Annotated in this window: 11 protein-coding genes and 2 pseudogenes; 2 read left to right on the forward strand and 11 right to left on the reverse strand. The window is 50.3% G+C overall.

Annotation, left to right across the window (positions count from 1 at the left end):
* Positions 1-424 precede the first annotated feature (424 nt).
* A pseudogene (locus tag P0Y67_RS20875) lies at positions 425-583 on the forward strand (IS110 family transposase); the annotation flags it as partial.
* Positions 584-702: 119 nt separating this feature from the next.
* Here P0Y67_RS20875 and P0Y67_RS20880 read toward each other — a convergent pair.
* The gene (locus P0Y67_RS20880; protein WP_237795632.1) at positions 703-1233 is read right to left on the reverse strand and encodes a hypothetical protein; all 531 of its coding nucleotides are present in this window, start codon (positions 1231-1233) and stop codon (positions 703-705) included.
* 415 nt (positions 1234-1648) lie between these two features.
* Between P0Y67_RS20880 and P0Y67_RS20885 the strand changes: the two are divergent.
* Positions 1649-1933, forward strand: a pseudogene (locus P0Y67_RS20885) (transposase); the annotation flags it as partial.
* A gap of 51 nt (positions 1934-1984) precedes the next feature.
* On the opposite strand, the gene P0Y67_RS20890 reads toward P0Y67_RS20885, so the two are convergent.
* From P0Y67_RS20890 to P0Y67_RS20935, 10 genes are all read right to left on the reverse strand, one after another.
* A complete protein-coding gene (locus P0Y67_RS20890) occupies positions 1985-2263 on the reverse strand; it encodes a hypothetical protein (protein ID WP_237795633.1) in 279 nt (92 codons plus the stop codon).
* A gap of 175 nt (positions 2264-2438) precedes the next feature.
* Complete coding sequence (locus P0Y67_RS20895) at positions 2439-2993, reverse strand: hypothetical protein (RefSeq protein WP_342393407.1); 555 nt, start codon at positions 2991-2993, stop codon at positions 2439-2441.
* A gap of 78 nt (positions 2994-3071) precedes the next feature.
* Complete coding sequence (locus P0Y67_RS20900; protein WP_342393408.1) at positions 3072-3959, reverse strand: hypothetical protein; 888 nt, start codon at positions 3957-3959, stop codon at positions 3072-3074.
* Between the two features lie 1308 nt (positions 3960-5267).
* Positions 5268-6902, reverse strand: a complete 1635-nt coding sequence (locus P0Y67_RS20905; protein ID WP_342393409.1) for a methyl-accepting chemotaxis protein — start codon at positions 6900-6902, stop codon at positions 5268-5270.
* 53 nt (positions 6903-6955) lie between these two features.
* Positions 6956-7186, reverse strand: coding sequence for a hypothetical protein (locus P0Y67_RS20910; protein WP_342393410.1), 231 nt, complete (start codon positions 7184-7186; stop codon positions 6956-6958).
* Between the two features lie 424 nt (positions 7187-7610).
* Positions 7611-7943 (reverse strand): nitrite reductase small subunit NirD, encoded by a 333-nt coding sequence (gene nirD, locus P0Y67_RS20915; RefSeq protein ID WP_342393411.1) that lies wholly within the window; start codon positions 7941-7943, stop codon positions 7611-7613.
* A complete protein-coding gene (gene nirB, locus P0Y67_RS20920; RefSeq protein WP_342393415.1) occupies positions 7940-10468 on the reverse strand; it encodes a nitrite reductase large subunit NirB in 2529 nt (842 codons plus the stop codon). Before nirB ends, nirD begins: the two co-directional genes overlap by 4 nt.
* A 47-nt stretch (positions 10469-10515) precedes the next feature.
* The gene (locus tag P0Y67_RS20925; protein ID WP_342393412.1) at positions 10516-11340 is read right to left on the reverse strand and encodes an ABC transporter ATP-binding protein; all 825 of its coding nucleotides are present in this window, start codon (positions 11338-11340) and stop codon (positions 10516-10518) included.
* Between the two features lie 25 nt (positions 11341-11365).
* Positions 11366-12337 carry an ABC transporter permease gene (locus tag P0Y67_RS20930; RefSeq protein WP_342393413.1) on the reverse strand — a complete coding sequence of 324 codons (972 nt, stop codon included), beginning with the start codon at positions 12335-12337 and terminating at the stop codon, positions 11366-11368.
* A gap of 12 nt (positions 12338-12349) precedes the next feature.
* On the reverse strand, positions 12350-13021 hold a 672-nt coding region (locus tag P0Y67_RS20935; protein ID WP_342393414.1), incomplete at its 5' end, for an ABC transporter substrate-binding protein.

Genomic DNA, 13021 nt, shown 5'->3' on the forward strand with positions numbered 1-13021 from the left:
CGTATTTATCAGCCATGATGTGTCTCCCCCCGTTTTTAGGAAGTGTAGGAAAAGACACAAAACTTTGAACACTACCTGGGGCACTTGTGGGTGCTCCGGGTGCCAAAAAACTAGAATTTTTTCCGTGAATTTGTCTCTGGGATAGGGTGATCCACGGACCACTTTAAAAGGACATCAATTCTTGCTGATCATATGTCGCGCTTGAGTTCGGTGCTTCTCTCATCATTGTCTGACGCGCGCCAGTTACTCTTTGCTGGCACAAACAGTAACCAGAAATGCCTTTGTTTCTCTGATGTTGGCCGGGGCGGTTGTAGGCGCTCCCGGCGCCGACAACCTAAAAATACATCCATATATTTTTCCCCTGATCTGTGAATAAATCTAAGTTTTAAAATCGATAGTAGAAATTTGTTACAGGGCACAATAACTGGCGAAGCTCAGCCATACTCCAAAGATCATGGCGTCGAAGTATGTGGCACCTTTCAGGACGGGTGCCAAAAACGATCTCAATGACGCCGTCGCTATTTGTACAGCTGTCTCCCGTCCATCAACGCGCTTCGTCCGGATCAAATCGGCCGACCATCGACGAAATCCGCGGGCACAACCCCCACCGAATACCAATCGACCAATTTGCTTAATAAGGTTGTCCGGGCTTGTTCAACACCCGAATAGAAGTGTCGGCTTCGCGACACGTATCCTTATTTGTTATATGCTTTTGCGAACAGAGCCCCAATACACTTTGTGCTTATCAGCCAAAGGAATGATCCTGTATTTTTGGATACCAAGCAGGCACCCAACCCTTGAGTGCCCCTCAACTAAATGAGGTATACAAGATTTTCCACCAAGAACGTTTGCATCTAGAAATATAGGTGGAGTTAACCAAGTCCCATGCTTTTTCCAATGATTGAGCACTACCTCCCGGCAATTAATAACAGCCTCCCCAACATCTTCGAAATACGATGCATCTTCAGAGACCTCCTCAAGGAAATCTGGAAATGAAGCGTTACTACCTATTTGCAAAAACTTCGTCGTATCAAGTTCAATTAATTCCCACTTTAGATCATGAAGTGATAGATCACCGTAGAGTTCTAAAAAGCGACTGTTAGCATTATGGTCAATGTAAAACTGTTCAATCACAGAATCTGGCGCACTAACTCCATGCTGCTTGAGCAACTCGATACTCTTTTCAGTGCTATATGGATCTAATGCAATTTTCGACAAGTCTTTATACTTCAATTTATTGCCTCAAAACTCTGGTGGCACATAACGAATGACATGGACTCCCCCTCATCAGACTTTGCCACACTTGGTTAGTCTGAACACGAAATCGCCGGAGGTCACCATGTCACAATCTGTCTATGGCATTGATTTAGCCAAACATAGCTTCAGTATCTACGGTGAAGATCACCGAGGCAAGGTATTGTTTCACAGAATCATTTTGAAAGAACATCAATTCTTGCGGATGTTATGTCGCGCTTGAGTTCGGTGTTTTCTCAGCACCGTTGGATGCGCGCCAGTTACTCTTTGCTGGCACAAAAAGTAACCAGAAATGCCTTTGTTTCTCTGGTGTTGTTCGGGGCGGTTGTAGGCGCTCCCGGCGCCGACAACCTAAAAATTCGTCCATGAATTTTTCCCTGGGGGTGGTGAATATAAACAAGCAGCTGTGTTGGTCGGCGTATCGCCTATGAACCGTGAAAGTGGACGCTATAAAGGACTTCGAAAAATACAGGGCGGCCGGGCTCAAGTCAGAACTGTTCTGTACATGGCTCTGATGTCCGCTATGCAGTGTAACCCTGTTTTTAAACGCACCTATCAACGACTTCTGGCTGAAGGAAAACCCAAAAAAGTGGCGATTATCGCCTGTGTCAGGAAGATGGTTATCATCCTCAATTCTATGTTACGCGATGGCGTCTTATGGAATGAAAAATCAGCATGATTTTAACGATTGACGCCATAGTCGTTTGTTATAAAACGGGATCGACTACCTCTACATTAAACCGACTAGCTGTAAGACCCGCTCCAAATACTCATAAAAATCAGGGTACTGTTCCAACAAATATTCAGGGACATCAATTCCTGTTAGCTTCTCAAGAAATTCATCCCAGTTTTCACTGATGAAGTCTTTAACTTCTTTCTTTACGCTATGGACTAAATCTCCCAACTCATCAACAGCACTCAAAGCATCTTCTAGAGTAACTACAACTTGGTCTTCTCCAGCAACAACTACATCGTCACCAACCATTACGCGATAAACATTCTTTGCCATTTCAGTAGCCTATTGTGAAATTAAACTAGTAAATACAATAGCAAATAAATAGTTGTAGCTCTGATTTGAACTCACAGTCTCAGCTTAACGTACATAGTTTTATAACGTCCGCATTTGCGGCTGGTTTTGAGCACAGCGGAAAACCTGTCCGACAACATGCGCTTGTTAGGCGACATCACCATCGCGGAAACCTCAATGGCCGACGCACATGAAACTCATAGTATGGAAACTGCTCTTGATACCAAATAATCATTTCACGACAGAAACTTTTGAATTTTTCATCGCTCCAAATCATCTTCATTTCTTTTTTTGATAGTCGCAGACTCTTGTCTTCTTGATGTTTTGCGCTGAAAACACGGCCCGTATATGGATTCAGTTTAGGCCAAGGTTTATTCTGACTTTTGTAATGACCATGAGGTACAGACGGGTATGAGTCTGGGTCGGCTTTTGTAAAAACCCATGTATTAAGACAGAGAAATTCAAACCAATCATCTTCATTTCCTACTGCCGCCGCCTTTCCGGAAACGCTCTTAGACACTACAGCTTCATCTTCTGATTCAAACTTTTCACAGCTATCATTTCTTTCCTCTTCTGGAGATTCCAATCTTGGATCTCCATCGAGTTCGTCTGATAGCCAAAGTGCAATATGAACACGCTCTCGGAATTCATCTTGCCCAATGAATCCTAGCTCATAGTGAAATTCAGCCAATGTTATAAGAGTGTTCTGCATGTCTTTCCTTGCACCTAACGCCCGCCACACGGGCAAAGTTGGAGCGTAGCGTAAACTTTGTCCCTGTGCTGGCGATTGTTAAGCTTTTTCATTGTCAGAAACAATGGACACTTTGACAGATAAAGAAGAAAAGGCCCCTCTACCTGGGTCAGGTTCACCAGTATGAACATAGCTTGTAGACCACTGTTCCACCATTCTTAAATATTCTTGCCTTTTTGCCTTCATATTTTTTATTTCTGAACGATCGAACATTGACTCAATGCCTTGAAATGCTTGGTCATCAGTCCGAAATGGCTGAAACAATCCGAATGAACTCCAAGAGACTAGCAATGACCACATCCGAATTAAAAATGCAAAGTCCTTGTCAACTTCATCCCACTTTACAACCGGCATGGCCTCATTATGAGAAATTAGCTTATTCCTAAACAGCAGTGCTTGTGAGTTTTCATTCGTAAAACGACCGGATTTAACATCAAGAGCAGCGTTAATACAATCAACTTCCGGTTTAGTACATGCACCCTCACTTAGCATAATTGGTGAGATAGCTTCCCACAGCTTTCTTAGAGAATTATCACGCTTATCTTTGCTCAGTAGCTTTCCGAATATTGAGAATACCCCATAGATTCCGCCAACATACCATTGCGCGTAGAATCCGCTTTCTTTAAACGGCTCTCGCTTAGTGTCAACATTTTGGAACGCATAAATGACTGAACGCCACTCAACTAGCTCAAGAATCAGATCATCAATTCCTTGAGGGTAATTTCCGCTTTTAAACGCATCGCTATTTTTCCACTCATTCAATTTATTGAGTTCCGAAAGCCACAAATTTCTCGAATCTTCACTATGGGAGCTGTCCACCATTTCTTGATAGTAGCTAATGGCAGAATCAACACTTTCGATGGTTCTCGCCTTATTCGTGAGCGAAACAACATATTCTTTTGCTTCGTCGATAGTATTGAATTCCAAGGTCTACTCCCGCTTAACATTTTATTCAACGACACCATGTCGTATAACTCTGTCATATAACTCTTTCAATCAGAAACAACTTAAGATATTGATTATATTAAATACGCTTAACCAGATGAATCTATCAGTAAGATACACGACATCATGTCGTATATCTTACTCAATCGTCTGATGCTATCCAATTGATATTATTTGTTTTTTTGTATTTCATGACTTACACCAAATATCAGCGACGCATAAGCTTGTGAGAAAAGCGACATCGGTCACTTACCCTGCACAAAGAAGCCTCAGCATATCCACCCAGCTACAGAAACTGCACTCGTTGTATGGATTGCCGCCTGCGCGGCAATGACAGAAGTGAATAATGAATGCCTAGCTGAAAACACACTGTACAACAACAACTACAAGATCCAAGAAATCTTCTTCCCCAGGGAAAAATTCATGGACGAATTTTTAGGTTGTCGGCGCCGGGAGCGCCTACAACCCCCCCGGACCACACCAAAGAACAAAAAGGGCTTTCTGGGCACTCTTTGGGCCAGCAAAGAGTGTCTGGCGCGCATTGCACCATGCTAAAAGAACCACCAGACTCAAGCGCGACATACCTCAGCCGTACCAAAATCCACAGCAACAACACCTCAAAAAACCAAAAGAAACCCACTCCTCCAGGGAAAAATTCATGGACGAATTTTTAGGTTGTCGGCGCCGGGAGCGCCTACAACCGACCCGGACAACACCAAAGAATCAAAAGGCATTTCTGGGCACTCTTTGGGCCAGCAAAGAGTGTCTGGCGCGCATCCGGAAATGGTGAGATTGCCACTAAAAGTAAGCGCGACATACCCGAAAAATCCTCAGAATTACCCCAAACCATGCTACCGCCAAAGCGCTCTATCAAGACCCCTAAACATCCCGTTTCCAAGATTAGAACACGGTTTCAGAGTTGCTGTATTGAATCAACCACAGTGTGATTTCAGGCAACAAATCAGTACAACGGCCTTGTTTTGCAATGTCTTCACCGCAGACGAGCGACCTGAAAGTACGCCCGTCTGGGTTAACTCAACCTGAAAGGTTTGCCCGCTTTGCCGGGCCACAAAAAATGCCCAGACAAGCACTGCACTGCCCCTCTAACCAACAATGGGGCAAAAGCCTGTCACACATTTCCTCCCCAATACATTACTTAATTCAACCTTTCAGGTTGTCGCCTGGCACGGCGTTCAAAGAAGACGATAATTTCTAGTTTAATATCATAATGTTATGCCGTCATTCCCGCGAAGGCGGGATTCCTTATGACTCAGCATCCAAAGCTGGCCTCTAAGCCAGCTTAAAACGGTTGATCATCGTTATGAGATCAGCAGAGACATGGATTAACTCATCGCTCGCTTGCGCCATTTGGTTTGACTCAGTTGCCACCGACAAGGACATGTCTTTGAGACTGACCACATTGCAGTTGATGTCGTTCAGGGTCAGTGTCTGCTGCTCGGTCGCAGTGGCGACATGCTGATTCATCGCCTGAATGGTCTGCACTTCAGCGTTAATATTGTTGAGTGCCTCTCCGGCTTCTGCTGATATTTTCGAGGCATTGGTGGCTTTTTCTGTGCCTGTTGCCATCACTTTCACCGCATTTTCTGCGCCGTGCTGCAACTGCTCGACAATTTTCTGGATTTCCAGCGTCGATTCCTGAGTGCGCTGCGACAAAGTGCGGACTTCATCGGCAACCACGGCGAAACCGCGTCCGGCTTCACCGGCCCGGGCGGCTTCAATCGCGGCATTTAATGCCAGCAGGTTGGTCTGCTCAGCAATTCCGCGGATCACTTCCAGCACGGTATCCACATTGCGGCTGTTGGCGGCCAGTTGCTCTACCACCTTGCTGGCCTGGTCAATATTATCCGCCAGCAGATTGGCTTCTTCGACATTTCTGTCAACAATGGCTTTTCCATTCAAGGTGCCTTTGGCTGCCGACAAGCTGGCATCGTTGGCTTCAACCGTGCGACGGCTGACCTCTTCTACCGTCGCCAGCATTTCGTTCATAGCGGTTGCCAGTTGTTCAACGTCATTTTGCTGCTGGTTTAAATTGCCATCGACGGTATGAATTGATGACGACACCTGATTGGCAGCCGTCGCAACCTGAGTGCCCGCCGTACTGATCTGCACCATGATCTGCTGAACCGATGCGACAAACTGATTGAAATACCGTGACAGATCCACCAATTCCCGTGCGCCCTCTTCTCCGAGGCGCTGGGTTAAATCGCCTTCACCGCGGGACAAGGCTTTCATCGCACCCACGGTTTGTTTTAATGGCTTGGTAATCGAGCGGATCATCAACGCAATCAGGACAGACAGCACGACCAGCATGATACCGACATTCGTCAGGGAGATAATTTCTGCTTTCCGTACATCCGTCTGCAACGCCTGCATATTCATGCCACTGCCTACCAGCCATTGCCACGGGCCGAATTCCAGCACATAACTGGTTTTAGGCTCAGACGCATTGGTACTCTGACCACTGTGCCAGGCATAATCGACAAAGCCGCCGCCGTTTCTGGCTTCGACATATAACTGGCGCACAAACTGAAAGCCTTCCGCATCTTCCAGACCCATTGTATTGGTGCCAACCAGAGACGCGACACCCGCCAGTTGAATCCCGTTTCGATCGTTCACAAAGATATAGTTACCCTGATCAAACCGCATAGCGGCGATGGCCGCAATGGCGTCAGACTTCGCCTGAGATTCGCTCAGAACGCCGGTCTGACTGAGCCCGTGGTAGTACTCAATCACGCTGACAGCACTCTCGACCAGATTCACCACTCCCCGCTCATAATTGTCTCGCATAAACTCACGCGATTTGCTGGCATTCACAAAGGTATTCACCACTAATCCTACGGCAAACAAAGCCATCAGCATCCATATTCGTGCAGCAATACTTAATCCAGAAAACCAGCTTTTCATTCTGTCCTCTCCTTTGCCCGTACTCACTGACTATCATGCGGTGCAGCCAATCCCTAACCTTCCGGACAGAGAGGATGCTGCCGATGCAATTCACGCATTTTGTCCTGATTCATTGCCAAGTCCTCACCGCTATGTGCAACAAAGTGGTTCACAGCATCTTCAAGTGTGGTCAGTAAAATGTGCGACCGAGCTTGCTGTTTCTCAACCGTTTCTTTTTCTGCTTCTGCGTTATTAGTGGCTTGTTGCATGTGCTTATCCCTGGCCTTCTGAAATACCTGATTCATACGGTTTCCTTATTGTCATGAGGTTCAAAACAATCAATACCGACACTGTGCAGCCTACAGCCCGAATGCATCCGCAATGATCAATAGCCATTTCCCGCCAGCGTATTTTGAGAACATTTCCAAAATGTCTTTTGATAGTCTTCCTGTATGAATAGATGAGCATAGAAGTAATGGGAAAAACGCTGTTGTGAAATTTGATAACGCTCAAAATTCACACAAAAGGTACAGATTGACTGACAATAAAATTGGTATTTCTCAGAATGATGTATTTTTACCAGCGTCAATTTTTCGACAACGTAAGTCATTGAATGAAAAAGCCAGCCATGAGGATCCCCCTGGCTGGCTCGTGCCGCGTCACACCATGATGCGCGGCTTTTTTTATTTTTTGAGTGCGATACAGTTTGTCGTTTTTAACCGGGTACTGTTATGCGGTTGTGTTGATCCACACCTCCCCTTTCTCTACCTTCACTGGCCAGACAGGCACAATGACGTCGGGCTGCTCCAGACACTGACCGGTTTGCAGGCTGAAATGCTGTTTATACAGCGGCGAGGCCACACACACTTCCCCTTTGATGTCTCCCACTATGCCTCTGGCCATCACAAATGCCTTGCCGATGGGGTCCCAGTTATCCAGCGCAAAGACCGCCGGCTCTTGGGTTGGCAGGTAAAAAAGGGCCAGTTGTCGCCCACCCACAATTGCGCCCATCCCTGAATTGGCAATCAGGGCATCCAGATCGCAGACTCTATTCCAGCTCATGCGCCCTCCTGTTCTGTGTGCTGAATTAACTCTGCCTTAGGATCGACCATCCGGACCGGAATACGCTGGCCGCGTTCACGCCGGTAATCCGGTGTTGCAGCGGCGTCACCTTCATTAACAAAGCGGCGGAAGCGGGCCAGTTTTTCCGGCGTAGACAAGGTGGTTTTCCATTCACACTGATAGGTGTCCACCACATGATTCATTTGCGCTTCCAGCTCGGCGTTGAGGCCTAAGCTGTCGTCGACCACCACACTGCGCAGGTAGTCCAGACCGCCTTCCAGATTTTGCAGCCACACTGAGGTGCGCTGCAGCTTATCGGCCGTGCGGACATAGAACATCAGCACCCTGTCTATCATGGTGACCAGCTCATCGGTAGACAGATCAGACACCAGCAGATCCGCATGGCGCGGGCGCATCCCGCCGTTGCCGCAGACATACAGGTTCCAGCCATTTTCTGTCGCTATCACACCGATGTCTTTACTCTGTGCTTCGGCGCATTCCCGGGTACAACCGGACACGGCAAACTTGAGTTTGTGCGGTGAGCGAAGCCCCTTGTAACGGTTCTCCAGCATAATGGCCAATCCCATGGAATCATCCACACCGTAGCGGCACCAGGTGGAACCGACACAGGATTTGACAGTTCTCAATGACTTGCCGTAGGCATGACCGGTTTCGAATCCGGCGTCAATCAACGCCTGCCAGATATCCGGCAACTGCTCAAGCTGAGCACCAAACAGATCGACACGCTGTCCGCCGGTGATCTTGGTGTACAGGTCATATTTTTTCGCCACTTCCCCTAACACAATCAGTTTTTCCGGGGTGATCTCGCCGGCCGGTATCCGGGGCACGACAGAATAACTGCCGTCTTTTTGCATGTTTGCCAGAAAGGCATCATTGGTGTCCTGTAACGGCTGATGCTTGGCATCCAGAACATGTTCATTCCACAGGGAGGCAAAAATCGAGGCGGCAGCGGGTTTGCAGACATCACAGCCCATTCCCTGACCATGACGGGCGATCAGCTCGTCAAAACTGCGGATTTGCTCAACCCGCGCCAGATGAAACAGCTCCTGACGGGTATAAGCGAAGTGCTCGCAGATGTGGTTATTGACTTCCATGCCCAGGGCGGCCAGCTCTTCATCGAGTATGGCTTTCACCATGGTGCTGCAGCCGCCGCAGCCTGTGCCGGCCTTGGTGCAGCTTTTTAATTCAGACAGCTCGTGCGTCCCGGCCTGCACCGCGTCGGCGATGTCACCGCGTGTGACATTGTGGCAGGAGCAAATGATGGCACCGGCGTCTTTGCTGCCCTGTAAAGAAGAGCAGTCGAACAGCAGCTCGGCCGGATGCGCAGGCAGCGGCATGCCGTTGAGGTAGCATTGCAACAGGGCATCATAGTCCTGATTATCACCAATCAGGATCGCCCCCAGCAGTTTGTCGCCGGCGTCATTCACCACCAGCTTCTTGTACACACCGGCGCGCATGTCCTGCAGCACCATCTCCTGACAGCCTTCGCCCTGGCCCAGCGAGTTGCCGATGGCAGACACATCGACGCCCATCAGCTTCAGCTTGGTGCTCATATCCGCGCCACTGAACCGGCTGTCACCGCCAAGAATCTGATCGGCCGTAATGCGCGCCATGCTGTACCCCGGCGCCACCAGCCCGAAAATTCGCTGCTGCCACAGCGCACATTCGCCGATGGCGTAAATATCCGGGTCGCTGGTCTGGCAGGCATCGTTGATCACAATGCCGCCGCGCTCGCCGATCTCCAGACCACACTGGCGCGCCAGCGTATCCTGCGGCCGGATACCGGCAGAGAAGACGATCACATCCACTTCCAGCGGCGCATGGTCGCTGAAGTTCATTCTGTGATACGCGGTTTCACCATCGGTGATCGCCGTAGTGGCACGCTGGGTGTGGACCTGCACACCCAACTCAGACACTTTGCTTTTCAGCAGCGCACTGCCTGCATCATCAATCTGCACCGGCATCAGCCGGGGCGCAAATTCCACCACATGGGTTTCCAGGCCCAGCAAGCGCAATGCGTTTGCCGCTTCCAGCCCGAGCAGGCCACCGCCCACCACGGCACCGGTTCTGGCACCGGCACAGGCGGTTTTGATCGACGACAAATCATCCAGGGTACGGTAGACAAAGCAGTTGTCCCGGTCGCTGCCCTGCACAGGCGGCACAAAAGGGAATGAACCGGTTGCCAGCACCAGCTTGTCATAGGCCAGCTGGGTATCGCTGGCGAGTGTCACTCTTTGCTTGTCGCGATCAATCGCCACCACCTGCTCACCGAGCAGCAACTCAATGCCATTGTCCTGATACCACTGCTCACTGCTGAGCAGCAGATCCTGATGTTCGCTGCCGGAAAACAGCGACGACAGATGCACCCTGTCGTAAGCGACAAAGCGCTCTTCACCCAGCACAATGATCTGATAGCGCTGATGGGCGTTCTTCGCCACCAGCTGTTCAATCAGGTGATGGCCGACCATGCCGTTGCCCACCACCAGTAATTTTTCTCTTTGCATCAACATAATACTCTCCTGCAAATTCGCGATGTCACTGCTGCGCCCGATCAGGCCACTTTCTTCTTGCTTTTCTTGTCCGGGATCGGCGCCACTTTGCGTTGTTTCTCATAGAGGAAACGCAGCACGCTTTGTCTCAGCCGCTGGTAAACCGGATCATCGGCCAGCGCGACCCTGTCCCTTGGCCGCGGCAATTCGATATCCAGCACCTCGCCGATCGTCGCCGCCGGGCCGTTGCTCATCATCACGATGCGGTCTGACAGCAGCACCGCCTCATCGACGTCATGGGTGATCATAATGACGGTGTTATTGAGCTCGGCCTGAATCGCCATCAGGGCATCCTGCAGATGCGCACGCGTCAGGGCATCCAGCGCGCCGAAGGGCTCGTCCATCAGCAGCACCTTGGGCTGCATGGCCAGCGCCCGGGCAATGCCGACCCGTTGCTTCATCCCACCGGAAATTTCATCCGGCCGCTTGTCATGGGCGTGATCCATCTGCACCAGTTGCAGGTAATGCATCACCTCATCGCGGATCGCCGCCGACGCTTTGCCTTTGCAGACCTGCTTCACCGCCAGCTCGACGTTCTGGTACACGGTCAGCCAGGGCAGTAAGGCATGGTTCTGGAACACCACAGCCCGCTCGGGGCCCGGCCCGTCAATTTCACGGCCTTCCAGGATCACCCCGCCGTCCGTTGCATCGAGCAATCCCGCAACCAGGTTGAGCACGGTGGATTTACCGCACCCTGAGTGACCAATCAGAGAAATGAATTCTCCTTTATTGATGGTGAAGTTGACGTCTTTCAGCGCCACAAACTCGCCGCTTGGCGTCGGAAATCGCATTCCCAGATAACTGAGCAATAAATATTCGCGTGACATGGTTCTCTCCTTGTCTTCAGCTGACTCAGCGCAGGCTCAGCTGTTTATTCCATGAAAAATGTCGTTGCAGGCTGAGCATGCCGCGGTCGAGCAGCAAACCAATAAAACCTATGGTCACAACGGCCACCATGATTCTGCCCAGTGAGGCTGAGCTGCCGTTTTGAAACTCATCCCAGACGAACTTGCCCAGCCCCGGGTTTTGCGCCAGCATTTCTGCGGCGATCAACACCATCCATGCCACACCGAGCGACAAGCGCAGACCGGTGAAAATCATGGGCACAGCAGACGGCAGCACTATGGTTCGGACATGCTGCCAGCGCGACAGCTTGAGTACCCGGCTGACGTTGAGCAGATCGTTATCGACCGCGGTGACGCCCACAGCCGTATTGATCAAGGTCGGCCACAGGCTGCACATCGCAACGGTAAACAGTGAATTGAGAAAAGACTTAGATACCAGCGGATCGTCGCTGACATAGAGCGCACTCACCACCATAGTAACGATGGGCAGCCAGGCCAGCGGCGACACCGGTTTTAACAGCTGAATCACAGGGTTAAAGGCCGCGTACAGGCTCTTGTTCAGCCCCAGCACTATCCCGGCAGGAATGGCTAAAGCAGAAGCCAGCAGGAAACCGGCGGCCACTGTCAGCAAACTGGTGCCAATCTGATCAAAGAAAGTCGGTTTACCTGTGTACTCACGGGTTTTCACCTCTGCCTGCGGATTTTTCGCCAGCGTGGCGGCATTGCGCTTTTCCTGACGCTCGTAGAAGGCGGCTTCGCGGCTGCGTTCACGCTGATGTTCGTCCACCAGACCGCTAAATTGCTGCCAGGTCTGCGCGGGACCGGGTAAGGTGCCCAGCGAGGTGTTGACCTGGCTGGCCGCCAGATGCCAGATCACCAGAAAGACAAGCAGTCCCAGCGCAGGAAAAGCCAGTCCGCGACTGAAATGAATCACCTTGGCCGGTTTCGGAATAGCCGGTAATGTGAGAATCGATGCCATGAGCGGTACTCCTTACAGTGTGTCGTCGCCTTTCAGACCAATCGCGAACTTGTTGAGGTAGGCATTGGGCTGTTGGCCATCAAAAGTGATCTGATCGATAAAACCTTGCTGGGGCGGACGGAAACCGTCTTCTTTGTCAAAGTCAGGAAAATCGGCCGCAGTCAGCTTGCCTTCTTCGATTAAGGCTTCAGCGGCCTGACGGTAGATATCCGGCCGGTAGACTTGTCTGGCGATCGACATGTACCAGTCATCGGATTTCGCTTCAGGGATCTGCCCCCAGCGGCGCATCTGGGTCAGAGTCCAGACGGCATCGCTGTAATACGGATAGGTGGCGTGGTAGCGGAAGAACACATTGAAATCCGGTGCCGGGCGGATATCGCCTTTTTCATATTCAAAGGTGCCCGTCATGCTGTTGGCAATCACCTTGGCATCTGCCCCCACATACTGACTGCGGGCGAGTAAGGCCACCGCTTCCTGCCGGTTGGCATTGTTTTTTTCGTCAAGCCAGTGAGCGGCCCGGATCAGGGCTTTCACCACACGAATATGGGTATTGGGATAGGCATCAGCCCAGGCTTTGCTGACCCCGAACACTTTCTCCGGGTTGTTACGCCAGATGTCGTAATCGGTAATCATCGGCACGCCTATGCCTTTGGATACGGCCTGCTGATTCCAGGGTTCGCCGAC

The sequence above is a fragment of the Photobacterium sp. SP02 genome, assembly GCF_038519165.1.
Taxonomy (GTDB): domain Bacteria; phylum Pseudomonadota; class Gammaproteobacteria; order Enterobacterales; family Vibrionaceae; genus Photobacterium; species Photobacterium halotolerans.